The sequence below is a fragment of the Brevundimonas vesicularis genome, assembly GCF_027105095.1.
Classification (GTDB): domain Bacteria; phylum Pseudomonadota; class Alphaproteobacteria; order Caulobacterales; family Caulobacteraceae; genus Brevundimonas; species Brevundimonas vesicularis_E.
The window spans coordinates 613,281-638,553 of record NZ_CP114278.1 but is presented as its reverse complement, the minus strand read 5'-3'; the positions used below and the strand labels follow the sequence as shown (position 1 = coordinate 638,553).

20 protein-coding genes and 1 tRNA gene are annotated in these 25,273 nt (G+C 67.2%); 7 read left to right on the top strand and 14 right to left on the bottom strand.

Annotation, left to right across the window (positions count from 1 at the left end):
• Positions 1–477, bottom strand: a complete 477-nt coding sequence (locus tag O2K97_RS03060; protein ID WP_269220398.1) for an RNA pyrophosphohydrolase — start codon at positions 475–477, stop codon at positions 1–3.
• Complete coding sequence (locus O2K97_RS03055) at positions 477–1,667, bottom strand: divergent polysaccharide deacetylase family protein (protein WP_269221094.1); 1,191 nt, start codon at positions 1,665–1,667, stop codon at positions 477–479. The genes O2K97_RS03060 and O2K97_RS03055 overlap by 1 nt, the downstream gene beginning before the upstream one ends.
• Positions 1,668–1,869: 202 nt before the next feature.
• Between O2K97_RS03055 and ppc the strand changes: the two genes are divergently transcribed.
• Entirely contained in the window at positions 1,870–4,569 is a 2,700-nt protein-coding gene (gene ppc, locus O2K97_RS03050; RefSeq protein WP_331276136.1) for a phosphoenolpyruvate carboxylase, read from the top strand.
• On the opposite strand, the gene O2K97_RS03045 is transcribed toward ppc, so the two are convergent.
• Together O2K97_RS03045 and O2K97_RS03040 are read right to left on the bottom strand one after the other, a co-directional pair.
• Entirely contained in the window at positions 4,570–5,535 is a 966-nt protein-coding gene (locus O2K97_RS03045; RefSeq protein ID WP_269220397.1) for a magnesium and cobalt transport protein CorA, read from the bottom strand.
• A 138-nt stretch (positions 5,536–5,673) separates the two neighbouring features.
• Entirely contained in the window at positions 5,674–7,860 is a 2,187-nt protein-coding gene (locus O2K97_RS03040) for a M3 family metallopeptidase (RefSeq protein ID WP_269220396.1), read from the bottom strand.
• Positions 7,861–7,990: 130 nt separating this feature from the next.
• Here O2K97_RS03040 and O2K97_RS03035 point away from each other — a divergent pair, with 130 nt between their 5' ends.
• Entirely contained in the window at positions 7,991–8,848 is an 858-nt protein-coding gene (locus O2K97_RS03035) for a glutamate racemase (protein WP_269220395.1), read from the top strand.
• Between the two features lie 4 nt (positions 8,849–8,852).
• On the opposite strand, the gene O2K97_RS03030 is transcribed toward O2K97_RS03035, so the two are convergent.
• From O2K97_RS03030 to argH, 5 genes are all read right to left on the bottom strand, one after another.
• Positions 8,853–9,842, bottom strand: a complete 990-nt coding sequence (locus tag O2K97_RS03030; protein ID WP_269220394.1) for a cation diffusion facilitator family transporter — start codon at positions 9,840–9,842, stop codon at positions 8,853–8,855.
• Positions 9,843–9,920: 78 nt separating this feature from the next.
• A complete protein-coding gene (locus O2K97_RS03025) occupies positions 9,921–10,577 on the bottom strand; it encodes a hypothetical protein (RefSeq protein WP_269220393.1) in 657 nt (218 codons plus the stop codon).
• A gap of 50 nt (positions 10,578–10,627) precedes the next feature.
• Complete coding sequence (lysA, locus tag O2K97_RS03020) at positions 10,628–11,902, bottom strand: diaminopimelate decarboxylase (protein WP_269220392.1); 1,275 nt, start codon at positions 11,900–11,902, stop codon at positions 10,628–10,630.
• 1 nt (position 11,903) lies between these two features.
• A complete protein-coding gene (locus O2K97_RS03015) occupies positions 11,904–12,134 on the bottom strand; it encodes a hypothetical protein (protein WP_017504917.1) in 231 nt (76 codons plus the stop codon).
• Complete coding sequence (gene argH / locus O2K97_RS03010) at positions 12,131–13,570, bottom strand: argininosuccinate lyase (RefSeq protein WP_419466080.1); 1,440 nt, start codon at positions 13,568–13,570, stop codon at positions 12,131–12,133. The genes O2K97_RS03015 and argH overlap by 4 nt, the downstream gene beginning before the upstream one ends.
• On the opposite strand from argH, the gene O2K97_RS03005 reads away from it, so the two are divergent.
• On the top strand, positions 13,569–14,234 hold the full coding sequence (locus O2K97_RS03005) for a TlpA family protein disulfide reductase (RefSeq protein WP_112863289.1): 666 nt from the start codon (positions 13,569–13,571) through the stop codon (positions 14,232–14,234). The two genes, argH and O2K97_RS03005, sit on opposite strands and share 2 nt — an antisense overlap.
• A 6-nt stretch (positions 14,235–14,240) precedes the next feature.
• On the opposite strand, the gene O2K97_RS03000 is transcribed toward O2K97_RS03005, so the two are convergent.
• Positions 14,241–14,552, bottom strand: coding sequence for a hypothetical protein (locus O2K97_RS03000; RefSeq protein WP_269220391.1), 312 nt, complete (start codon positions 14,550–14,552; stop codon positions 14,241–14,243).
• A 75-nt stretch (positions 14,553–14,627) separates the two neighbouring features.
• Positions 14,628–14,704: transfer RNA gene (locus tag O2K97_RS02995), tRNA-Met, on the bottom strand.
• A gap of 188 nt (positions 14,705–14,892) precedes the next feature.
• Between O2K97_RS02995 and O2K97_RS02990 the strand changes: the two genes are divergently transcribed.
• The 4 genes from O2K97_RS02990 (at position 14,893) to O2K97_RS02975 (ending at position 20,027) form a co-directional block, all read left to right on the top strand.
• A complete protein-coding gene (locus O2K97_RS02990; protein WP_269220390.1) occupies positions 14,893–16,128 on the top strand; it encodes a PQQ-dependent sugar dehydrogenase in 1,236 nt (411 codons plus the stop codon).
• A gap of 58 nt (positions 16,129–16,186) precedes the next feature.
• Complete coding sequence (locus tag O2K97_RS02985) at positions 16,187–16,408, top strand: hypothetical protein (protein WP_269220389.1); 222 nt, start codon at positions 16,187–16,189, stop codon at positions 16,406–16,408.
• Positions 16,409–16,611: 203 nt separating this feature from the next.
• Entirely contained in the window at positions 16,612–17,817 is a 1,206-nt protein-coding gene (locus O2K97_RS02980) for an acetyl-CoA C-acetyltransferase (protein ID WP_269220388.1), read from the top strand.
• Between the two features lie 17 nt (positions 17,818–17,834).
• On the top strand, positions 17,835–20,027 hold the full coding sequence (locus tag O2K97_RS02975) for a 3-hydroxyacyl-CoA dehydrogenase NAD-binding domain-containing protein (protein ID WP_269221091.1): 2,193 nt from the start codon (positions 17,835–17,837) through the stop codon (positions 20,025–20,027).
• A 402-nt stretch (positions 20,028–20,429) separates the two neighbouring features.
• Here the strand turns inward: O2K97_RS02975 and recA are convergent, their stop codons facing one another.
• From recA to O2K97_RS02960, 3 genes are all read right to left on the bottom strand, one after another.
• Positions 20,430–21,512, bottom strand: coding sequence for a recombinase RecA (recA, locus tag O2K97_RS02970; RefSeq protein ID WP_055807377.1), 1,083 nt, complete (start codon positions 21,510–21,512; stop codon positions 20,430–20,432).
• Positions 21,513–21,681: 169 nt separating this feature from the next.
• The gene (locus O2K97_RS02965; protein ID WP_269220387.1) at positions 21,682–23,316 is read right to left on the bottom strand and encodes an MHYT domain-containing protein; all 1,635 of its coding nucleotides are present in this window, start codon (positions 23,314–23,316) and stop codon (positions 21,682–21,684) included.
• A 78-nt stretch (positions 23,317–23,394) separates the two neighbouring features.
• Positions 23,395–25,245 (bottom strand): M20/M25/M40 family metallo-hydrolase, encoded by a 1,851-nt coding sequence (locus O2K97_RS02960; RefSeq protein ID WP_269220386.1) that lies wholly within the window; start codon positions 25,243–25,245, stop codon positions 23,395–23,397.
• Positions 25,246–25,273 lie beyond the last annotated feature (28 nt).

Genomic DNA, 25,273 nt, shown 5'->3' with positions numbered 1-25,273 from the left:
TTATGCCGCCAGGTGCGAGAAGGCGGCGACGACTTGTTCATAGGCCGGGCGTTTGAACGGCACGATCAGGTCGCAGGCGTCCGACAGCGGCCCCCAGCGCCAGGCGTCGAACTCGATCTCGTCGTCGGCCGCCAGATCGATCTCGGCCTCGTCGCCGGTGAAGCGGAAGGCGAACCACTGCTGCTTTTGACCCTTGAAACCGCGCCAGGCCTTGGCGTTGTTTATGGCTTCGGGCGGGAAGTCGTACAGGATCCAGTCGTCCGTCCGCGCCAGCAGTTCGATCGAGGTGACGCCGGTTTCCTCACGCAGTTCGCGGCGGGCGGCGGCTTCCAGATCCTCGCCCGCATCGACGCCGCCTTGCGGGAACTGCCAGTTATGCGGGCCGGGCGTGGCGTGCCGCTGGCCGTACCAGACCAGACCCTCGCGGTTGAACAGCACGACCCCCACATTGGGGCGATAGGCGTCGAGACTGGACACTAGCGTCCCGGCCGCATCGACATGGACGAGGCCGGCGCCAGTTGCAGGCCGCGTTGTTCCAGACCGGCGGTCCAGCGGGCGGCGGCTTCGACCGTCACCGGATAGCTGAAGCCGGTCCCCAGGGCCGAGCCGCGCAGCTTGGCCTGGGCTTCCAGACCGTTCAGGGCGGCGACAATGGCGGCGGGCGACTGGGTCCGGTCGATGACGCGGTCCGCGCTGGCCCGCGCCCAGGCGCCCGGTCGACGCTGGAACGAGCCGTCGTCCAGGAAGGCGACGCCGCGCTGGCGCAGGACGCTCAGGAAGGCGTTCATGCCGGTGTCCGACCCGGCGAACCGGTCGCCCAGGTAGTTGGTCACGCCGAAATAGCCCGTGGCGCGGCTCAGCAGCCAGTCCATCTTGGCGGTCACGTCATCGGCGCCGCCGTCGGCCAGCAGCGTATAGGGGCCGGGGTCGTTGTCGGGATAGCCGGTCGGCTCCATCGGCATTTCCAGCATGACCTCATGGCCCTGTGCGCGCGCCTGGTCGATCCAGCCCTGCAGATTGTCCGCATAGGGCACGAAGCTGAGCGTGACCTCCGGCGGCAACCGTTCGATGGCCGCGCGGGTGGTGACGGCGTTCAGGCCCAGGCCGCCGACGATCAGCGACACGCGCGGCTTTCCGTTCGGACGGAACGGGCGAGCATAAGCCTGGGCCGGCACGCGGCCGTCCGGCGCGATCATCGGCAGGGGACCGTTCGATCCGGGCTGCGACAGACCGGCGATGGGGGCCTTTGCCAGGGGCGAGGCGGCGTGGACCGGCGCCGTGATCGGCGCCCCCTGACCCGAGACGCTGCCGCCGTCCGGCAGGGTGATGACGGCGTCGCCGCCTGCCGCCGGATCGGCACCGCCCGCCAGATTTTGATACAGCCCCATCGCGCCCATGGAGAAGGCTTCGAAACCCGTCGGGGCCGGCGCTGGCGGTGCGGGCGCCTCGCGTTCCAGCGCGACATGGGCCGACGGTGTTCCCGCCTTGGGATCACCCAGCACCGTCAGGAACAGGGCGCTGGTGCTGAGCAGCAGCAAGCCCGCCAGACCCGCGGCAACCGGCGGTCTCTTCAGGGCGTCGACGACAGGCTTCAGGCTCGGGCCGTCCTTGGCGCGCGGGGCGGTCCCGGCGGTGGCGGCGAGTGCGGATTGGCGTTTGGCGAACATGGGCAAGAGTGGAACCGATCTGGAATCCTACGCCCGCATCATCGCGCGCCGTCGGTTAAGAAACCCTAACGGGCGGTTCACCATGATCGACGCGGTGATTTCTGGTAGCGGCTGTCACGGATCGTGCGTTGACGCGGGCGACTTCGCCCTTCCAGATGCCCATCTCCCCGCGCCGACCCCAAGCCGTCCCAGGATATTTGAAATGATGAGCCCCGCCGCCGACGACGCCCTGCGTGACGAAGTTCGACTGCTGGGCGGCATTCTGGGCGACATCATCCGCGACGAGGGCGGTCAGGCCCTGTTCAACCACGTCGAGGCGGTGCGTCAGGCCTCGATCGCCTATCACCGCGACCCGGCCTCACACCCTGCGAAGCGTCTGGAGAAGCTGCTGACCGCCATGTCGGTGGATCAGGCGGCCGGTCTGGCGCACGGCTTCGCCTTGTTCTCGCTGCTGGCCAATATCGCCGAGGACCGCTCGACCCGTCGTCGCGCCCAGAGCCAGGCCGTAGCCGGCGCCCGGCCCGACACGCCCGAAGGCGCGCTGAAGCGTCTGGACGATCAGGGCGTGGGCCGCGAGGCCGTGCGCGCCCTGCTGGATCAGTCGCTGATCTCGCCCGTCCTTACCGCCCACCCGTCCGAAGTCCGGCGCAAGAGCGTCATCGACCGCATCGCCGCCATCACCGACCTGCTGGACACCTGCGACAAGGCCGGCGACGCCTGCACCCTAGACGCCATCGCCGAACCGCTGCGCCGCCAGATCGTCATCCTTTGGGCCACGCGCCTGGTCCGCACCCAGGGGCTGGTGGTGCAGGACGAGATCGACACCGTGGTCTCCTTCCTGGACCGCATCTTCCTGCACGTCGCGCCCAAGCAGTTGTCGGCCTGGCGGCGGTTGCTGGAGGCGCCCGAGCTGAAGCCCTTCATGCGCGTCGGCACCTGGGTCGGCGGCGACCGCGACGGCAATCCGAACGTGGACGCCACGGTGATGGCCGCCGCCTTCCGCACCCAGGCGCGGGCCGTGCTGACCTTCTATCTGGACGAGGTCCACGCCCTGGGCGCCGAACTCAGCCTCGCGGCCGAACTGGCTCAGGTGTCGCCGGAACTCCAGGCCCTGGCCGACGCCGCCCACGATCCGTCGCCCCACCGCGCGGACGAGCCCTATCGCCGCGCCCTGACCGGCGTCTATGCCCGCCTGGCCGCCACCCACGAAAAGCTGGGCGACGCCCCTCCGCCCCGTCGCCCCGCGGTCCAGGCCGAACCCTATCCCGGCCCCGACGCCTTCGAGGCCGATCTGAAGACGCTGCACGACAGCCTGGTGTCGCACCACGGCGGCGTCTTCGCCGACGACCGGCTCAGCGATCTGATCACGGCGGTCGAGGTGTTCGGCTTCCATATGGCGACCCTGGACATGCGCCAGAACGCCGACGTCCATGAACGCGTCGTCGCCGACCTGCTGAAGGTTGCGGGCGTCCAGTCCGACTATCTGGCGCTGGACGAGGAAGGTCGCCTGAAGGTGCTGGCCGCCGAACTGGCCTCGTCGCGCCTGCTGTTCAGCCCCTATGCCGACTATGAGCCGGAAACGCTGAAGGAACGCGCCATCCTTCAGGCGGCCGCAACCGCGCTCGCCGCCTTCGGACCCCAGGCGATCCGCACCCACATCGTGTCCAAGACGGATGCGGCGTCCGACCTGCTGGAAATCTATCTGCTGCTCAAGGAGGTCGGTCTTTACCGACCCGAAGACCCCGCCGCCTGTCCCATCCAGGCCGCGCCTCTGTTCGAGACCATCGAAGACCTTCGGGCCGCGCGCCCCACCCTGGAGCGGCTGCTGCAGGAGCCCTCCGCCCTCGCCGTCGCCAAGGCGCGCGGGGTCCAGGAGGTGATGATCGGCTATTCGGATTCGAACAAGGACGGCTCCTATCTGACCTCGGGCTGGGAGTTGCACGAGGCCTCGCGCGCCCTGGTCGAGGTGACGCAGAAACACGGGCTGAAGCTGCAACTGTTCCACGGGCGCGGCGGCACGGTCGGGCGTGGCGGCGGCTCGGCCTTCGCTGGCGTCCTGGCCCAGCCCGAAGGCACGGTCCAAGGCCGCATCCGCACCACCGAGCAGGGCGAGGTCATCGCCAACAAATACGGCGAGCCGGAAATCGCGCTTCGCAATCTGGACGCCCTGACCTGCGGCGCCATGCTGGCCTCGCTGGGCAAGGGGACGGATCACGCCTTCACCGCCGAACACGGCGCGACCCTGTCGGACCTGTCGGCGCGTTCGATGGCCGCCTATCGCAAGCTGGTCTATGAGACCGACGGCTTCGTCGACTACTACCGCGCCGCCACTCCCATCGCCGAGATCGCCGATCTGAAGATCGGCTCGCGGCCCTCGTCGCGCACCGCCTCAACGCGGATCGAAGATCTGCGGGCCATTCCCTGGGTGTTCAGCTGGTCGCAGAGCCGGGTCATGCTGCCCGGCTGGTTCGGCTTCGGCTCGGCGGTCCAGGGCAAGGACATGGACGAGCTGAAGGCGATGGCCGAGGCCTGGCCCTTCTTCAAGACGCTGGTCCAGAACATGGAGATGGTCATGGCCAAGTCCGACATGACCATCGCCCGCCGCTACGCCACCCTTGTCCCCGACGCCTCTCTGGCTTCGCGCATCTATGGTGAAATCCGCGAGGAGTGGCAGCGCACCCACGACGCCATCCTGGCCATCACCGGCCATGACGCCCTGCTGGGCGGCCAGCCCGAGCTGGACCGGCTGATCCGGCTGCGCATGCCCTATGTCGAGCCGCTGAACCATGTCCAGATCGAACTGATCCGTCGCCGCCGCGCAGGCGACGACGACCCCCGCGTCCGCGAGGGCATCCTTCTGGCCATCAACGGCGTGGCGGCAGGCCTGCGAAACAGCGGCTGACTACAGCCACTTCGTCCGTTTGAACGTCACATACAGCGCCGCGCAGATGGCCGCGATCACGCCCAGGACCGCATAGTATCCGTATTCCCAGCGCAGCTCGGGCATGTGTTCGAAGTTCATGCCGTAGATGCCGGCGATGGCGGTCGGCACGGCCAGGATGGCGGCCCAGGCGGCCAGCTTGCGCGTGATCAGGCCCTGACGTTGCTGCTCCAGCAGATTGGCGACTTCGAACACCGATGACAGGATGTCGTTCAAGCCCCCCAGCCGGCTGTTCACCCGCCGCACGTGGTCGCCCACGTCGCGGAAATAGGGCCGCACGTCCGGATCGATACAGGGCAGGTCCAGAGACTGGAGCCGTCCCAGCACCTCTTCCATCGGCCCCAGAATGCGCCGGAACTTCAACAGTTCGCGGCGCAGGGTGAACAGCCGGCGGATTTCCAGGCGCGACAGAAAGGCGTCCAGCGTCCGCTGCTCCATCTCCAGAACACTGTCCTCGACATCGTCGACGATGGGCGCATAGGCGTCGACGATGAAATCCAGAATGCCGTGCAGGACGAAATCGGGGCCCTTCTTGAGCTGCAAGGGCGAGGCTTCCAGCTGTGTGCGTAAATGGTTGTGGGCGCGGGCCGAGCCATGACGGATGCTGACCACATGGTCGTCGCCGACGAAGGCGTGCGTTTCGCCATAAGCCAGCCGGTCATCGATCTTCATCGCCGTGCGCGCCACGACGAACAGCTCACGGCCATAGACCTCGACCTTGGGCATCTGGTGCGCCGCCAGGGCGTCCTCGACCGCCAGCGGATGCAGCTTGAACCGTTCCACTAGGACGTCGATCTCAGCGTCCGTCGGTTCATAGAGTCCGATCCAGACATACTCGCCCGGCTCCAGCGCCAGCCCCTCGGGCGTCAGCGGCGCCTCCCGCACGCGTTGGCCGTCACGATAGACGTAGGAGGCGACGACGGTCATGCGGGGTTCCGGAATCTGCGCAGGTCTCGACCTGCTCTAGGCCAGGTTTCCGCCAAACGAAACGGCCGGCGGATCACTCCGCCGGCCGTCAGGTTCACGAGTGCGCTCAAGTCGCGCGAAGTGCGGTAGCGCCTTTGATCAGGAAACCGGGAAGCCCCGGACCTTCAGCAGGGCCGCCACGTCCGGGTCGCGGCCGCGGAAGGCGCGATAGGCTTCGGCGCGGTCCGTGGTGTTGCCGGGGGCCAGCATGATCGACTTGAAGCGGCCGGCGATGTCCGGATTGAAGACGTCGCCCGACTCTTCGAAATAGGCCCAGGTGTCGGCGTCCATCGTCTCGGACCACAGATAGCTGTAGTAGCCCGCCGAATAGGCGTCCGACGTGAACAGGTGATTGAACTGCGGCAGGCGGTGCCGCATCACGATCTCCTTGGGCATGCCGATCCGCACCAGGCTGGCCTTTTCGAACGCGTCGATGTCGGTCGGCGGCACGGCCTGGGTGTGCAGGTCCATGTCGACGATGGCCGAGGACAGATAGCTGACCGTCGCATAGCCCTGGTTGAAGGTGGCGGCGGCCTCGATCTTGTTGACCAATTCGGCCGGCATGGCCGCGCCTGTCTGATAGTGCTTCAGATAGCCGTCCAAGATCGGGCGGCTCAGCACCCAGTGCTCGTGCACCTGCGACGGATATTCGACGAAGTCGCGCGGCGTGTTGCCGTACGACGGATAGGTCACCACCGACGACAGATAGTGCAGGGCGTGGCCGAACTCGTGGAACAGGGTCTCGGCGTCATCCAGCGAGATCAGAACGGGCTCGCCCGGCTCCGGCTTGGTGAAGTTGTTGTTGTTCGAGGCCAGAATGACCTTGGAGCCGTCCAGCTGCGAGAAGGACCGATAGGTGGTCATCCAGGCGCCCGAACGCTTGCCCGGACGGGCGTAGTCGTCGGTGTAGTACAGACCGATCAGGCGACCATCGCGGCTCTTGTCATAGACCTCATAGGCTTCGACGTCGGGCTCGAACGTCGGCACCGATCCCTTTGGCAGCTTCTTGAACTGGAAGCCGTACAGGCGCTCGGCCATAGCAAACGAGCCGGCGCGGACCGCGTTCAGCTCGAAGTAGGGCTTCAGCTGGTTATGATCCAGGTCGTACTTGGCCTTGCGCACCTTCTCGGCGAAGTAGAGGTAGTCCCACGGCTCGATGTCGAAGCCGGCGATCGCCTTCATGTCGGCGACTTCCTCGGCGACGCGGGCCTTGGCCGGCGCCCAGACGCGGTCCATCAGGGCCTGAGCATTGGCCGGGGTCTTGGCCATCGTGTCCTGCATGCGCAGTTCGGCGTGGTTGCGATAGCCCAACAGCTCGGCGCGCTGGTCGCGCAGCTTCACGATCTCGGCGATGGTCGAGTTGGTGTCGTTGGCGTCGCCGTTGTCGCCGCGATTGACGAACTTCTTCCAGACCTGCTCGCGCAGGGCGCGGTCGTCGGCGAAGGTCAGGAAGGGATCGACCGCCGAACGCGTGTTCAGGATCGCCCAGCCTTGCAGGTTGCGGCTGCGCGCGGCGCTGGCGGCGGCCGCCTTGTTGGAGTCCGGCAGGCCTCGCACGCCGGCCTCGTTGGGAATCAGCGTCCAGGAATTCTCATCGGCGACGACCTTCTGGCCAAAGCGGGTGAAGGCGTTGGACAGGGCGGTGTTGATCCGGCCCAGTTCGGCCTTGCCGGCCGCGTCCAGATTGGCGCCCGAACGGATGAAGGCGTCGCGGCGGCGCTCGGCCAGACGCTTCTGCTGGGCGCTGAGGCCCGCCGCGTCCGCAGTGTCGGCGACGGTCTTGACCCGCTGGAATAGCTTCTCGTTGAAGGTGATCTCGTCCGAGGCGGCCGACAGCAGCGGCGACAGCTCGGTGTCGACCGCGTCATAGGCTTCGCCGCCGATGTTGGAGGTCATCACGCCATAAACGTTGGCCGCCCGGTCCAGCGGCTCGCCGGCCAGCTCCAGCGCCGCCATGGTGTTGGCGAACGTCGGGGCCTCGGGGTTGTTCGCGATGGCTGCGATGTCGGCGCGTTGTAGTTCGATGCCTTCCAGCATGGCTTCGCGCAGCTTGGCCGGCGTCACCTTGTCGAAGGGCGGAACGCCATCATACTTCCCGGTCCAGGCCTGCAGCAGCTCGGCGCGCGGCGTCTGGCTAGGCAGGACGGCGCGGGCGATGCGCGCTTCCTCGGCGACGCTGGCGGCGGACGGCGCCGCAGCGGACCCGCCCGAGGTCGCGCCTGTGGAAGCGCAGGCCGACAGGGCCATCAGGCTGCCGCCCGCGATGAGAAGCTGGCGTCTATGCATGGAATGCTCCGAAACAAGATCATGGTCAGCGCTACACTTAGGCGCATGGATCGCCCCCGTCACCTGACGCGGGGATAAACTTGTCGCCAATCCGGTTGGATACGTCGTCGCACTGTTCTAAAGCCGGGCCATGGCTATTGGCGTTTTCGACTCCGGCGTGGGCGGCCTGACCGTCCACCGCGAACTGACCCGACGCTTCCCCCAGCGGGACTTCGTCTATCTGGCCGACCAGGCCCACGCCCCCTATGGCGGGCGCGGCGGCGAAGACATCGTCGAACTGACGAAAACCGGCTGCGAAAGGCTGTTCGAGGCCGGCGCCTCCGTCGTGGTCCTGGCCTGCAACACCGCCAGCGCCATTGCTCTTCGCCGCCTGCAACAGACCTGGCTGCCGGGTCTGCGCGAGCGTCTGGGCCGCGCGGTCAACATCCTGGGCATCATCGTGCCGACCATCGAGGCGGCGACCGGCAAGCCCTGGAGCTTCGAGGCCGAGCGCCCGCAGGAGGGCGAGAAGGTCGCCTCCATCGACATCACCGGCGTCTTCTGCACCGCCGCCACGGCCATCAGCCGCGTCTATGAGATCGAGATCGACAAGCGGCGCGAGGACATCGCCGTCTTCTCCGAGCCCTGCCCCGGCCTGGCGGGTCTGATCGAACTGGGCGCGCCGCCGGAGGAGCTGAAGGTGGTGATCGACGACCACGTCGACGCGCTGCGTCGCCGTATCGGCCGCCACCCGGACAAGGCCATTCTGGGCTGCACCCACTATGAGATCGTCGCCGAACTGTTCGCCCAGGCTCTGCCGGCCGGCACCGTTCTGATCGAACAACCGACGGCGGTGGCGGATGCGCTGGAGCGCTATTTCAAGGCGCACCCCGAATACGATCTGGGCGACAGCGGGCGTCGCGACTTCCTGACCACCGGCCAGGCCGGACCGCAGTCGGAATTGGTGTCCCAGTTCTGGGGCGCGCCGGTGACGTTCGAACAGGCGTGAGGGCTCAGCAGCCCGGACAATCCGGCAGCGGCTCGGTCTCCAGCTGCAATGTCGTATGGCCGATGGCGTAGCGCTTCGCCACGGCCTGGGCCTCGCAGATCAGGGCCGCCGTGTCCGCGCGGTCGTGGACCAAATGGGCGGTCAGGGCCGTCTCGGTCGTCGACAGCCCCCAGACGTGCAGATCATGCACGGCCCGCACGCCCGGCAAGCCGACCAGCGCCTGCTCCAAAGCCGGCACGTCCACGCCCGTCGGGGCGCCGTCCATGGCCAGATTGACCGAGTCCTTCAGCAGGCCCCAGGTCGACCACAGGATCACGACCACGATCGCCAGGCTGACAACCGGATCGACCACCGACCAGCCGGTCATCATGATCAGCCCGCCCGCCAGCACCACGCCCAGCGACACGCCCGCGTCAGCCATCATGTGCAGATAGGCGCCGCGCGCATTCAGGTCGTGCTGCGACTTCATGAACAGCAGCGCGGTGCCCAGGTTGATGACGAACCCGATGCCGGCGACCGCCATGATGACGCCCGAGCCGACCGGCGCAGGCTCGTTGAACCGCCGTACGGCCTCGAACGCGATGGCCCCGCAGGCGAAGATCAGCAGCAGCGCATTGCCCAGCGCCGCCAGCACCGTCGCCTTGCCGAAACCATAGGTCCGCCGACCGCCCGCCGCCCCATGCGCGCCGCGTCGCGCCAGCCAGGCCGCGCCGCCCGCCATGGCCAGACCCAGCACGTCCGACAGATTATGCCCGGCGTCGGCCAGCAGGGCGGTGGAATCCGCGATCACCCCTGCGCCGAACTCGCACGCCACGAACAGCAGATTGACCACCAGGCCGACGGCATAGCGCCAGTCGCCGGTGTCCACCGGGCCATGGCTGTGGCCGCCGTGGCCGTGGCTGTGTCCGTGGTGGCTGTGGGAATGCCCGTGGCCATGATCCGCATGATCGTGGTCATGCCGGTGGCTGGGGCTGTGGTCGTGCGCGGCGTTCATGGCTCGCCTATACGCCCTCTGGCGAAACAGCCAAGCCGCTACATGATAACGCATTGAATGTTATCACATAATATCGCTTCAGTGTTGGTGCATGGCGACAACGAGGCCGAGGGCGATCAGGGCCACGCCCAGCACCGCCCCCTCATACCGCGCCCACCGTTCCAGCCGTAGGATCGAGGCGCCGGCGCTGGCCAGGGCCGTGAAGACCGCCATGCCGGCGATGGTCCCCGCCGCGAACACCACCGTCAGCAGCGCCAAGGCCCCAAGGCCCGCCGAGGCCGACGACAGATAGATGGGCAGCAGCACTTCACCCGGCGAGATCGCCATCATGGCGACCAGACCCAGGAAGGCGGCCTTGTCGGACACGGCCGGCTCGGGCGTCTCGACCGCAGGCCCGCCGGCCATGGCCGGACGCCTCAGAGTCGCTCGCGCCAAATAGAAGGCGCCGAACAGGAAAAGCAGCACCGCCGCCAAGTGAGGCAGCACGCCCTCAATCCACTGATCCAGCGCCAGACCCGCCGCCACGATCAGACCACCGACCACCGCTGTCGTGGCGATGTGCGCCAGGCCCGCCGCCGTCACCGCCATCAGGATCCGCGACGGTCGCCAGCCTTGCGCCCGCCCAACCAGGGTGAAGGGCAGCCAGTGGGTCGGCAGGGCCGCATGCAGAAAGGCCGCAACAAAGCCGCCGCCCAGCAGGGAAAACATGACGGACTGTTCGGGACCGAGGGACATGACCGGCCTATAGCGTGTTACTTTATAACAGTCGAGCGGAAATCGACTCTTTAGAGCCAATCGGCGAACGGCTCGCGGTCCAGCATCTCTTCATAGGTCGGGCGTGGCCGGATCACGGCCCACTGATCGCCATCCACCAGCACCTCGGGGATCAGGGGCCGGCTGTTGTATTCGCTGGACATCACCGCGCCGTAGGCCCCCGCGCCGGTGAAGACGATCAGGTCTTCGGCCTCCAACGGCGGCAGCGCGCGGTCACGCGCGAAGGTGTCGCCCGTCTCGCACACCGGCCCGACCACGTCGTAAGACGTCGCCGCACCCCCGCGCGGATTGACCGGCTGGATGTCGTGGAAGGCGTCGTACAGCGCCGGCCGCATCAGGTCGTTCATCGCCGTGTCCAGCACCAGAAAGCGCCGTCCGTCCGAGCGTTCGTTGACCTGGATCACCTGGCTGAGCAACACCCCGGCGTTGGCGGCCAGCAGTCGGCCCGGCTCGAACGCCGCCTCGACATCCAGCCCGTTCAGAACCCGCGCGGCCATGGCGACATATTCAGCCGGCGACGGCGGCTCGGTCCCGCCGGAATAGGGCACGCCCAGCCCGCCGCCCAGATCCAGCCGGGTCACGGCATGACCCTGCGTCCGCAGTTTGCGCGTCATGTCCGCCAAGACCTCGAAGGCGGCCTCCAGCGGTTTAAGGTCGGTGATCTGGCTGCCGATATGACAGGCCAGTCCGACGGGCGTGACATGGGGCGAGGCCGAGGCGCGGGCATAGAGGTCCATCGCTTCCTCGACCGGCACGCCGAACTTGTCGCTCTCGCCGCCCGTGGTGATCTTGGCGTGACCGCCCGCGCCCACGTTGGGATTGACCCGCACGGCGATGGCGGGAGACGCATCCATCATGGCTGCAACGGCGATCAGCCGATCCAGCTCGGCGCCGGATTCGACATTGATCTGACGCACGCCGACGCTGATAGCGAAAGCCATTTCCACATCGGTCTTGCCCACGCCGGAGAAGATGATCCGGTCGGACGGCACGCCGGCGGCCAAGGCGCGGCGGATTTCGCCCTCGGAGACGGTGTCCGCGCCTGACCCCAGTTTCGCCAGGGTCGCCAGCACCGACAGGTTGGAGTTGGCCTTGACCGCAAAGGCGATCAGGGCCTCGCCCAAAGCGTCCCGATGCGCATCGGCGGCAGCGCGCAGCAGGCCGTAATGCCGCTTCAGCGTCGCGGTCGAATAGACATAGGCCGGCGTGCCGACCTCGTCCGCGATCAGCTCCAGCGGCACGCCCTCGGCATGGAGGGTGCCGTCCTTCAGGTCGAAATGGTGCAACTTACCGCGGGTCGTTCTGAGCGGCGCCGGCGCCGATCGGGTTGGACGGGCCGCCGTCGATCGGCACGCTGCTGGACGGACGGTTGATCGTCGCCGGCTCGGGCAGACCCGGCGCGCGGCTGCTGCGCGGCGCACGCTCGGTCTCGCGCACCGGCGATTCCAGATCGGCCATCCGGCCGCAGGCGGAGGTCAGAAGGGCGAACGCGCCCGCGAGGATCAGAGATTTTTTCACAGGCGGGCTCTCCAGTCGGCGATGCGCGCACGGACCTGTTCCGGCGCGGTTCCCCCATAGCTTTGGCGGCTTTGGCACGAAGCCTCGGCGGTCAGCACCTTGTAAACCGCTTCGGTAATCCCCGGCTCCAGTTTCTGCATTTCTTCCAGCGGCAGTTGCGACAGATCCACGCCCAGCCCCTCCGCTCGCTTGACCGCCGCGCCCGTCACATGGTGCGCCTTCCTGAACGGCAGGTTCAGTTCGCGCACCAGCCAGTCGGCCAGGTCCGTCGCGGTCGAAAAGCCCGCGCCCGCCGCCTGGGCCATCCGTTCGGTATTCGGTTGCAGGGCCGACACCATCGCCGTCATCGCGACCAGGGCCAGATCCAGAGCGTCGAACGCCTCGAACACCGGCGGCTTGTCCTCCTGCATATCCTTGGAATAGGCCAGCGGCAGGCCCTTCATCACCGTGGATAGGGCCACCAGCGACCCCATGATCCGGCCGGTCTTGGCCCGCACCAGTTCGGCGGCGTCGGGGTTGCGCTTCTGCGGCATGATCGACGAGCCGGTCGTCAGGTCGTCGGGCAGGCTGGCGAAACCGAACATCGGCGTCATCCAGATCACGATCTCCTCGGCCAAACGCGACAGATGCCCCACCGTGATCGAGGCGGCCGCGAGGCTTTCCAGCGCGAAGTCGCGGTCCGACACCGCATCCAGCGAGTTCGCCATCGGCCTGTCGAAACCCAGATCCGCCGCCGTCGCCTGACGATCGATGGGGAAGGGCGAACCGGCCAGGGCTGCGGCCCCAAGCGGACTTTCGTTCATCCGAGCGCGGGCATCGGCGAAACGTCCGGCATCACGGCCGAACATCTCGACATAGGCCATCAGATGGTGACCCAGGGTCACGGGCTGGGCGGTCTGCAAATGGGTGAAGCCGGGCATCAGGTCGCCGGCATGCTGCTCGGCGCGCGTCAGCAGCGCAGCCTGCAAGGCCTTCAACTGCGCGACCGAGCGATCGCAGGCGTCGCGCACCCACAGGCGGAAATCGACGGCGACCTGATCATTGCGGCTGCGCGCCGTGTGCAGCCGGCCCGACGGCTCGCCGATCAGTTCATTGAGGCGCGCCTCCACGTTCATGTGGATGTCCTCGAACTGGTCGCGGAACGGGAAGGTCCCGGCCTCGATCTCGGACTGGATGACCTCCAGCCCCCCCAGGATCGCGTCCGCATCGGCCTGCGCGATGATGCCCTGCTTGGCCAGCATGCGGCAGTGGGCCCGCGATCCGGCCAGATCCTGACGCCACAGGCGCTGGTCCACGCCGATGGAGACATTGATCGCCTGCATGATCTCGGCGGGGCGCGACGAAAAGCGTCCGCCCCACATGTCTTGACCCGCGGGCTTCACCGGCGCAGTCGAACCGCCGGATGGATTGGCGTCAGAAGAAGGTGTTTCGGTCATGAGCGGCTCAAGAAAGGCGATCTGGGCGGTCGTCGGCGCGGTCGTCGTCGTCAGCACCATCGCCGGCGCCGGCGGCATGGCGATGTCGCTATACGCCAATCATCGTCAGAAGGCGCAAGTCGAACAGACGACAACCGCCGCTGCGGCGCCAAAAAGCGACCTGGCGCGCTTCGCGGTCGGATCCCTGGCCGCCCTGTCGACCCCGGCCGAGACCAACTCAGCGCCCGAATACGCCTTCCGCGACCGCACCGGCACGGCCGTCCGCTTCTCGGCTTTCCAGGGCAAGGTCGTGGTCGTGAATCTTTGGGCGATGTGGTGCGCGCCCTGCAAGGCGGAGATGCCCACGCTTCAGGCGCTGGCGAAGGCCTATGAGACGAACGAGGATCTGGTTGTCCTGCCGATCAACGTGGACGCCACACCCGAAGCCGCAACCGAGGCGAAACGCTTCTTGGCCGACCACGCGCCCCTGCCCTTCTACAGCGACGCCAAGTTCCAGCTGCCGTTCGAGTTTCCCGGCAAGGGCGCCATGCCGCAGACCATCGTCCTTGATCGTCAGGGCCGCATCCGCGCCGTCATGAGAGGCGAGGCGGACTGGTCCAGCCGGGAAGCCCGCGCCCTGATCGATGCGATCCTGGCGGAAGGCGGCGCACCGCCCTCCGCCTGATCGGCTTTAGTTGTTGTTGGCCGGCACGCGCTGGTCGGTCGCGGGATTGATCGCGCCGGGCTTGCCCTCGGCCGCCGCCTCAGCCTGTTCGGTTTCCAGCTTGTCAGCGACCTTGCCGGCCCCGCTCTCGACCGCCTGCGCCGCCTTCATCGCGCCGCCCTCGATCACTTCGCCGGCCTGAGACGCGACATCGGCCGTCTTGTCGGCCGCAACCTCGGCGTGCACCTCGGTCTTTTCCTGCTCGGCCTGGGTGCAGGCGGCAGCACCCAGCGTCACAGCGGCGACGGCCGCCATCAAGGCTTTGGTTCGGATCGTCACGACGAAACTCCGGTCAAGGTTGAAAGCTCGACCGAAAAACGCAGCACAACGGCGCAGGTTGCAGCGGGTGCGAAGTGGTGACTGGAGGCGGGATCGAACCGCCGACCTGTGGGTTATGAATCCACCGCTCTAACCATCTGAGCTACCCAGTCCCGGGCCCTGCACGCGGCCAGGGCCAGCGCGAAAGAGGCGTGCCTATATCGCCGTCGGGCGCGCGGTTCAAGTCGTCTCGCACCAGAACCTGCGGCGATAGAGCGCAAGACGGTCTGAGCCAGGAACAGTAACGCTGGCCTCGCCGTTTCGTAACGACCGCCTAAAGCCCAGCCGGAGCTCGTCCTTCATGCGCCTGATCGTCGCCGCCGCCTCGACATCCCTGCTCGTTCTCGCCGCCGCCTGTGGCGCAAATAGCGAGAGCGCCGGCGCTGCGCCTCAGGCCGGAGCGCCGCTGGAGACCCGGCCGGCGAACAATCCCGATCAGCAACCGGCCTTCGCCGGCCAGACCCGCGCGCCCGGCGTCAAGACCGAAAAGGCCATGACCCACACGGTGGTCGCATCGGGCCTTGTCCACCCCTGGGGTCTGGCCGCCCTGCCCGACGGCCGCTGGCTGGTCACCGAAAAGCCGGGCCGTCTGCGCATCATCACCGCCCAGGGCCAGGTCGGCGAACCGGTCGCGGGCCTGCCCGCCGTCGATGCGCGCGGTCAAGGCGGCCTGCTGGATGTGATCGTCGGACCGAGCTTCGCGCAGGATCGCATGATCTATTGGAGCTATGCTGAACCCCGTGAGGGCGGCAACGCCACCTCGGTCGCGCGCGGGCGCCTGTCGGACGACGGATCGCGCGTCGAGAACGTGCAGGTCATCTTCCGCGCCATGCCCGTCTATGACGGCGACAAGCATTTCGGGTCGTCCCTGGCCTTCGCGCCGGATGGCAAGTTGTTCATCACCTTGGGTGAACGCTCGGACAAGCCCATGCGGCCCCAGGCGCAGGATCTGGGCTCGCACATGGGCAAGACCATCCGCATCAACGCCGACGGCACGGTCCCGCAGGACAATCCCTTCGTCGGCCGCGCCGGCGCCCTGCCGGAAATTTGGAGCCTGGGACACCGCAACGTTCAGGGTGTCGCGGTTCAGCCGGTAACGGGCGCCATCTTGACCATCGAACACGGCACGCGCGGCGGCGACGAGGTCAATATAGACAAGGCCGGCGCCAACTACGGCTGGCCGGATGCGGCCTACGGCGTCGAATACGCCGGCGGTCAGATCAATACCGGCGCGACCCAGGCGCCGGGCACCGAACAGCCCGTCTATTACTGGGATCCGGTGATCGCGCCCGGCGGCGCGACCTTCTATCAGGGCGCCATGTTCCCCGGCTGGGACGGAAACCTGCTGGTCGCGGGCCTGAAGGAAAAACACATTGCGCGTCTGGTCATCCAGAATGACCGCGTGGTGGGCGAAGAGCGCCTGCTGACAGACCTGGGCGAACGCATCCGCGACGTCGCGGTGGGCGCCGACGGATCGGTCTGGGCCATCACCGACGAGCAGAACGGCAAGCTGGTCAGGCTGTCGGCGACGCAGTAGTCTTCGAGGGCCGGGAGGCTATGCGGAGCGGTTGACGCTCCAAAGGGAGCAGTGAACGATGCGCCTCTTCATTCTATCCGCCGCCGCCATCCTGCCGCTGCTTTCGGGCTGCGGCACAATGGGGGCGACGAACACCTATCAGCAGGAACTCAGCGCCTTGGAAGCTGCGTGCACGCGTGACCAAGGCATTCTGACGCCGACCGGTGTTCAGACCGCCCGCCCCCAGACCGAATACGCCTGCAAGATCACGGGTGGGGCTACGCGTATTCCGCCTCGCTGACAGCGGGCGCCCGCCCGTCTTTCCCACACTCTCATCGCGCCCATTCGTCGAGGCATCCCCTCAAGCGGCCGCGATCACGCGGCTTATTACTTGACGTTGACGTAAACGTAGGGTTCTTGGCGTCCACGCTTGGAACCGCCCCGTCCGTCGTGCCGCGACCTGCCGTACGTCGAGGCTGGGCCCAAAGATGGAGACGCACTCCCATGGCTGACGCCTATATCTACGACGCCGTCCGCACGCCGCGCGGCAAGGGCAAGAAGGACGGCTCGCTGCACGAGATCACCGGCCTCAGCCTGGCGACCCAGGTGCTGGAAGCCCTGCGCGACCGCAACGACCTGGACACCTCCAAGGTCGACGACGTCATCCTGGGTTGCGTCACGCCCGTGGGCGAACTCGGCGCCGACATCGCGCGTACGGCCGTGCTCTCTGCCGGCTGGTCGCAATATACGGCGGGCGTCCAGATCAACCGCTTCTGCGCCTCGGGCCTGGAAGCCGTGAACATGGCGACGGCCAAGGTGAAGTCCGGCGAGGCCGACTTCGCCGTCGGCGGCGGCGTCGAGGTCATGAGCCGCGTGCCGATGGGTTCGGACATGGGCGCCTGGCCGACCGATCCCTCCTCGGCTTTCCCGACCTATTTCGTGCCGCAGGGCGTGTCGGCGGATATGATCGCCACCAAATACGGCTTCAGCCGCGACGACGTGGACGCCTATTCGGTCGAGAGCCACAAGCGCGCCGCCAAGGCCTGGGCCGAGGGCCGGTTCAAGAACTCGGTGATCGGGGTCAAGGACCAGCTGGGCCTGACTATCCTGGATCATGACGAGACGATCCGCCCGAACACGGACATGCAGGCGCTCGGCGGCCTGAACCCGTCCTTCGCCATGATGGGCGAAATGGCCTTCGACGGCGTGATCAACCAGCGCTACCCCGAGGTCGAGCGCGTCAATCACGTCCACACGCCGGGCAACTCGTCCGGCATCGTCGATGGTTCGGCCGGCGTGCTGATCGGTTCGCTGGAAGCCGGCCAGGCCCTGGGCCTGAAGCCGCGCGCCAAGATCCTGGGCGGCGCCTCGATCGGCTCCGAGCCGTCGATCATGCTGACCGGGCCGGAATATGTGACCCGCAAGCTGCTGGACAAGCTGGGCATGACGCCCGACGACATCGACCTGTGGGAGCTGAACGAGGCCTTCGCCGCCGTCGTCCTGCGCTACATGCAGGCGCTCGACATCGACCACGCCAAGATGAATGTGAATGGCGGCGGCATCTCGATGGGGCACCCGCTCGGCGCCACCGGCGCCATGATCACCGGCATCGCGCTGGACGAGCTGGAGCGCTCGAACAAGTCGACCGCTCTGGTCACCCTGTGCATCGGCGGCGGCATGGGCACCGCCACTGTCATCGAACGCGTCTGATCCGGGAGCAAATGGATATGGAAAACTTCAAGATCGACGTCGACGCCGACGGTATCGCTACGATTGTATTCGACGTTCCGGGCCGTTCGATGAACACCCTGACCGCCTCGGTGATGAAGGAAATCCCCGAGCTGGTCGAACGCATCAAGACCGACGACGCCATCAAGGGCGCCGTCATCACCTCGGGCAAGGCCTCGGGCTTCTGCGCCGGCGCGGATCTGGGCGACATGGCCGGCGGCGTACTGTCGGGCGGCGGCGACCTGCAAAAGGCGTTCGACGCCGGCTGGAAGCTGAACGGCGCCTTCCGTGCGCTTGAAACCTCGGGCAAGCCGATCGCGGCCGCGATCAACGGCCTGGCCTTGGGCGGCGGACTGGAGTTCACCCTGGCGGCCCACTACCGCGTGGTCGAGAACGACAACAAGATCCAGTTGGGCCTGCCCGAGATCAAGGTCGGTCTGTTCCCCGGCGGCGGCGGCACCCAGCGCCTGACGCGTCTGGTCGGCGTCCAGAACGCCATGATGGCGATGAGCGAGGGCAAGTCCTTCCGCCCGAACGACGCCAAGGGCGCCGGCATCGTCCATGAGGTGGTCGAGAAAGGCCAGTCGGTCGAGGCCGCCAAGGCCTGGATCAAGGGTGGCGGCAAGGCTGTCCAACCTTGGGACGAGAACTCGTTCAAACTGCCCGGCGGCGGCCCCTATCACCCGGCCGGCATCCAGAACTTCATGGTCGGCAACGCCATGCTGCGCAAGCAGTCCTATGGCAACTATCCGGCCGTGGTGAACCTGATGAAGGCCGTTTACGAAGGCGCCCAGGTGCCGATGGACGCGGCCCTGCGTATCGAGACCCGCTACTTCATCAAGACCCTGATGACGCCGCAGGCCCAGGCCATGATCCGTTCGCTGTTCCTGTCCAAGCAGGAACTGGACAAGGGCGCCGTGCGCCCGGCGGGCGTGCCCAAGTCCGATCCGAAGAAGGTGACCGTCATCGGCGCCGGCATGATGGGCGCGGGCATCGCCTATGTGCAGGCGCTGGCCGGGATCGAAACCGTGCTGATCGACCAGACGCAGGAAGCCGCCGACAAGGGCAAGGCCCACGTCGAGGAGTTGCTGAAGAAGCGCCTGTCGCGCGGTCAGCTGACGCAGGAGAAGTATGACGCCCTGCTGGGTTCGGTCACTGCGACGACGGACTATGATCTGATCAAGGGTTCGGACCTGGTCGTCGAGGCCGTGTTCGAAAACCGCGAGATCAAGGCCGACGTGACCAAGCGCGCCGAGGCGCAACTGGCGGACGGCGCCGTGTTCGGCTCCAACACCTCGACCCTGCCGATCACCGGCCTGGCCGAGGCCTCGGTGCGGCCCGAGGACTTCATCGGCATCCACTTCTTCTCGCCCGTCGACAAGATGATGCTGGTCGAGATCATCCTGGGCGAAAAGACGGGGCAAGCCGCCATCGCCAAGGCTCTGGACTATGTGCTGAAGATCAAGAAGACGCCGATCGTCGTCAACGACAGCCGCGGCTTCTACACCTCGCGCTGCTTCTCCACCTTCCTCATGGAGGGCATGGCGATGCTGGAAGAGGGCTACGGCCCCGCCCTGATCGACAATGTCGGTCGCATGACCGGCATGCCGCGCGGCCCTCTGGAGATGCACGACGACGTCGCCCTGGACCTGTCCTACAAGATCGCCAAACAGACGGCGCTGGATCTGGGCGACAAATACGTCCCGTCGGAAGGCGCCGACATCGTCGCCAAGATGGTCGAGGGCGGGCGTTTCGGTCGTAAGAACGGCAAGGGCTTCTACGATTACGATCAGAAGCCCAAGACGATCTGGAAAGGTCTGGGTGAACTGGCCCCCACCACCAAGGGCATCGACCAGCCGGAAGAACCGACCGCCTTCGCTCAGATCGACGAGCTGAAGACGCGCCTGCTGTATCGCCAGGCCGTCGAAGTGGCCCGCTGCTGGGAAGAGGGCGTCATCGACGATCCGCGCGAAGCGGACCTGGGCGCCATCCTGGGCTGGGGCTTCGCGCCCTGGACCGGCGGTCCGATCAGCATGATCGACGGCATCGGCCTGGCCAAGTTCGTCGAAACCGCAGACCGCCTGGCCGCGACCTACGGCGACCGCTTCAAGGTGCCCGGCTTGCTCCGCGACATGGCGGCGAAGAACGAGACCTTCTACGGCAAGTTCGCCCCGGAGAAGGCCGCCGCCTGATCGGTCGCGAACATCAACAGAAGACGGAACGGGCGGCCTTCGGGTCGCCCGTTTTCGTTTGGGGCGCCCCACCCATTTCGTCATTCCGGGCGAAGAGTAGCGAAGACCCGGAACCCAGCGGCGCGCGAAAGCGCGAACCTGTCGCGGACTCGCTGCTCGACGTCGTGCGGCGGATAGATTTCGCCTTCGGCGCCGCTGGGTTCCGGGTCTTCGGGCCAGGCGGCCCTCCGCCCGGAATGACGAAAGCTTAAAAAAGACCCGCCCGACACGAGGTCGAGCGGGTCGCTCCGCCGCCCTTCGCGGGGTCGGTGGCGGGTCGCTAGGGGCGACGGAGTAGCGGTGAAAAGACCGGACCGAGACCGGGACAAACTTTGACAGTCCGCCCAGCCTCGGAGGCTGGCGTCAGCCTTCCAGGTCCTGGCCTTCGTCCGGCTCGGGCGTGCCCAGCAGTTCGTCGGCGATCTTGTTGGTCGAGGCGCGCACAGCCTTTTCGATCGAGGCGGCGATGTCGGGGTTCTGTTTCAGGAACTCGCGCACATTCTCACGGCCCTGACCGATCCGGGTGGAGTCATAGCTGAACCAGCTGCCCGACTTCTCGATGATGCCGGCCTTGACGCCCAGGTCGATGACCTCGCCCAGTTTGGAGATGCCCTCGCCGTACATGATGTCGAAGATGACCTCGCGGAATGGCGGGGCGACCTTGTTCTTGACCACCTTGACCCGGGTGGTGTTGCCGACCACCTCGTCGCGGTTCTTGATCGCGCCGGTGCGGCGGATGTCCAGACGCACCGAGGCGTAGAACTTCAGCGCATTGCCGCCCGTCGTCGTCTCGGGCGAGCCGTACATGACACCGATCTTGTGGCGGATCTGGTTGATGAACAGCACGATGCATTTCGACTTGGAGATCGAGGCCGTCAGCTTGCGCAGCGCCTGGCTCATCAGGCGCGCCTGAAGGCCGGGAAGGCTGTCGCCCATCTCGCCCTCGATCTCGGCGCGCGGCGTCAGGGCCGCGACGGAGTCGACGACCACAATGTCCACGGCGCCCGACCGAACCAGCGTATCCACGATCTCCAGCGCCTGCTCGCCAGTGTCCGGCTGCGACACCAGAAGATCATCCAGATTGACGCCCAGCTTCTGGGCGTAGACCGGGTCCAGCGCATGTTCGGCGTCGACGAAGGCGGCGACCCCGCCCTTCTTCTGCACTTCCGCGACGGTGTGCAGAGCCAGGGTCGTCTTGCCCGAGGATTCTGGGCCGAACACCTCGATAACCCGCCCGACCGGGAGACCGCCGATGCCCAGCGCCATGTCTAGGCCGAGCGAGCCGGTCGAGACGCTGTCGATCTCGGCGACCACGCCCGCCTTGCCCAGTTTCATCACCGAACCCTTGCCGAAGGCGCGATCGATCTGCGCGATCGCCGCCTCCAGGGCGCGTTGCTTGTCGCCGTCGTCCTTGCCCACCAATTTGAGTGCCGCCTGTGAAGCCATTGCCTTCGTCTCCCTTGCCATGATTCCCGTCATTCAGCTTGGGAGAGACCCGCCTGGACCCGCCCCCGTTTCGTGAGGCCGACTATGTGCATGGTTTGTTCCAGTTCACAAGATGTTCTCATCGATCAAAACGAGAACAACCAAAACCTGCGACCGTTTTTGACGCAGGCTAGAGCGGAAGGCGCAGGCTGAAGCTGGCGCCATCGGGGTCGTAAGTCATGACCGCCGAGCCGTGCAGCGAGCGGTTGATCGTCGAGTCGATCAGCACCGAACCGAAGCCCTTGCGCTGAGGCGGTGACACCGCCGGCCCGCCGCTTTCCACCCAATCCAGCAGCAGATGGCCGTCAGCAAGCGACCAGTCGATCCGCACGCAGCCCGAGGCGTTCGACAGGGCGCCGTATTTGGCGGCGTTCACCGCCAGTTCGTGAAAGACCATCCCCATCCCCAACGTCTGTTGCGCGTTCAGATCGACGGCCGGACCGGTCAGGCGAACCTGTTCCTCGGCATAGGGGCCCAGTTCCTGAGCCAGCATGGCGCGCAGATCGACATGCTCCCAGTTCGCGGCCGTCAGCAGGTTCTGCGTGTTGGACAGGGCCACCAGCCGCGCCTCGAACAGGGCGGTGAAGGTGGCGACATCCGGCGTGCGCCGCGCCGTCTGGTGGGCGATGGACTGCACCGTGGCCAGGGTGTTCTTCACCCGGTGATTCAGTTCGTTGATCAGCAGTCGCTGCAAGCGTTCGCTGTCGGCCAAGGCGGCGAAGGCCTCACGGCGATCGGTGATGTCGGTGATGACGCCCGACATCTTGATCGGCCGGCCCGAACGACTGCGGATCAGGCGTCCCCTCAGATGGATCCATCGGCCAGAGGCCGGCAGACGCCATTCCTGATCATATTCGCCCTCGCCCGCCAAGGCGCGCTCCAGCGCCTGACGATGCAGCGGCAGATCCTCGGGCGACAGACGATCGCCGATCTCGGTGGCTCCGAGACGGCTGTCCGCGTCGATGGACAGGATTTCGCGCGCGCGGCCTGACATCATCGTCGTCTTCATCGGCAGGGTCGCTTCCCAGAAGCCGACGCCGCCCGCGTCCACGGCCGCCAGGACATTGGCGCGCTGATCCACGATCGAGGCCCCCAGCGCGAGAAACAGCAACGTCACCGCCCCGGTCGTCACCGCGACCGCCAAGACCACCGGCGACGCCCCGCCCTCCACCGGCCCGGCGTCGGCGATGGGGGTCAGGATCAGGGCCGCCATGCCGACATGGTGCATGGACACGATGGCCAGACCCAGGATCACGGCGGCGACCGCGCGCCAGGCCAGGCTCCGCTCCTGGCGGGCCGCAATCAGGGCGGCATAGGCGGCGGCGACCGCAACCAGCACCGAGAGGGCGACCAGCACGGGCTGGTAACTCAAGACGGCGTTCGTCCGCATCGCCGCCATCCCGACGTAGTGCATGGCGACGATGGACCCGCCCATCAGCAGGGCCGCCGGCGCCAGTCGCAAGGGGCTGGCCTGCGCCGTCCCCGCCGTCAGGAAGGCCGCGGATGTGCCGGTCGTCGCCAGCAGGAAGGAGACCAGCGTCAGGCCGGGATCATAGAAGACTTCGGCCTCGAACCCCAGCATGGCGATGAAATGCATCGACCAGATGCTGACGCCCAAGGCCAAGGCGGCGACGCCCAGCCAACGCAACCGCGTCGCACCGATCTGATCGCGGGTTCGATTGAACAGATCCAGAGCCGTCCACGCGCCCAGGGTCGCTATCGCCAGCGACAGGACGGTGAACGGATTGACGTGAAGATGGTGCAAGCGCGCCGAGGCCCCGATAAAAGCAGCGGTATGCTTAGCCGGGTTTCATCGCTCGGACGACTGCGAAACGCATCCGGATCAAGCGACCAACCTGGCCCCCACGGCGACCACAACAGCCAGCGCTAGGCTGGCGGCGGCGAAGATCGGCAAGGCCCGCCCCGATCGAGGCGCCAGCGGGCGGACCAGCATCGCGATCATCAGGGCGATCGGCCCCACCGCGCCAGGCATGTCCATGCCGACGCCCAGGAAGACGCCGTGCCCCTGAACCAGCAACCACCCGCCGACCAGGGCTGTGGCGACGACGGCGGGTGCGAAGGACGCCCACGAGCCGAAGCGGGCGCCGATCACCGCCGTCGACGCGGCCGCCAGGGCGGCGATCAGACCGGGCCACAGCAGCAGGAAGGCGGCTTCCGGCGCCGCCGCCTGCACCCCGCCGCCCAGGATCAGGACCAGGACGATCAGCCCCAGCCAGCCGCCCCAGACGGCGTCTGCGTCCTGCGGTTTCGGCCGCCCCAGGCTGAGCGCCAGAGCGATCACCGTCGCCCCCAGGACCGGCAGGCTGAAACCGCCCAGCGCCGCTGCAATCGCGAAGGCCGCCAGGACAACCCCGGCCGCGCCCCATCGGCCCAGCAGGCGTCGCCCTGCGGTCAGCATCAGAACCAGGGCCAGCATGGCCAAGGCCACGGCGATTTCCAGAACCGGCAGGCGACGCAGCAAGGTGTAATAGAGGTCGGCCGAATCCACGCGACGACCGATCGGCCCGGCCAGGACGCGCACCGCCTGTCCCACCACCACCGCGCTCGCCAACAACCACAGACCATCCGCCGCACCCCGCACGACCGACGTCGCCCGCAAGCCCGTGACATGGCGCGCGCCCCAGGCGGCGAAGGCCGTCGCCAGGACTCCCACGGTCAGCAGCAGCCAGCCGATCGCCGGGGAATGCTGCACGACGAACAGGCCGAACACATCCGCATAAACCGCGTTCTGCGTCGCCTGCGGCAGGGTCGGCGCCCGCAGCAGATCATCGACCATCTCGAGCGCCTGGGAGCCGATATGCTGCACGCTGCCCTGATCCAGCGCCTGCGGCGTCGAGGACGGTGAATGGTATTGCGCCGGGCGGCCGATGAAGGCCAGATTGATCCCCGCCAGCCTCCGATCCGCCGCCACGGTGAAGTCCGTGCCATTGGGCATCAGCCGATAGACGAAGATGGCCAGGGCGTTGCTGGACGGCCCGCCCGTCGCCCTCTGGGTTGCCTGAGCATAGCGGGCGATGGTCTGGGCGTTGCCGGGTCCGGTCTCGAACATCATGGCGCGCCCGCCGCCGCCCCGCGCCTCCAGATTGATCACCGCGCCGATGTCGTCGCGCAGCGGATGTTCGCTGAAGAAGGCCCGCGCCCCGTCCAGATTCAGCTCCTCGGCGTCGGTGAACAGGACCAGCAGCGTCCGCTCGGCCCCGCCCCGCGCCTTTATCGCGCGCACGGCCTCCAGAATGGCGGCCACGCCGGAGGTGTCGTCGGCGGCGCCGGGCGAGGTCGGCGAGGTGTCGTAATGCGCCATGATGGCGACGGCAGGCAGGGCCGGATTCCGTCCCGGCAGGACACCGACGATATTGACGGCCTGAACGCCGCCCGCATTTCCACCCTCACGCTCGAGCCGCGCGACGGCGGCGGGCGACAGGGCCCCGGCCTGGAGACTGGGCTGAAGCCCCAGCGCCGTCAGCCTTTGGCCGAGATAGGTCTGAACCTGCCGATGTTCAGCAGAGCCGACGGGATGCGGCGCTCGTGCGATCCGGTTCACGTCCATCATGGCGCGCGCAGCCGAGAACTGGACCGCAGGCGTCGAGGCGGGCAGGGGTTTAGGCGTCTGCGCGGTCAGCACCGCCAAGCCGAGGGCCGCCACAAGGGACGCCAGAAACAACACCCACCGCATATCCAATCCCCCGATCGCTCTGTCCCGC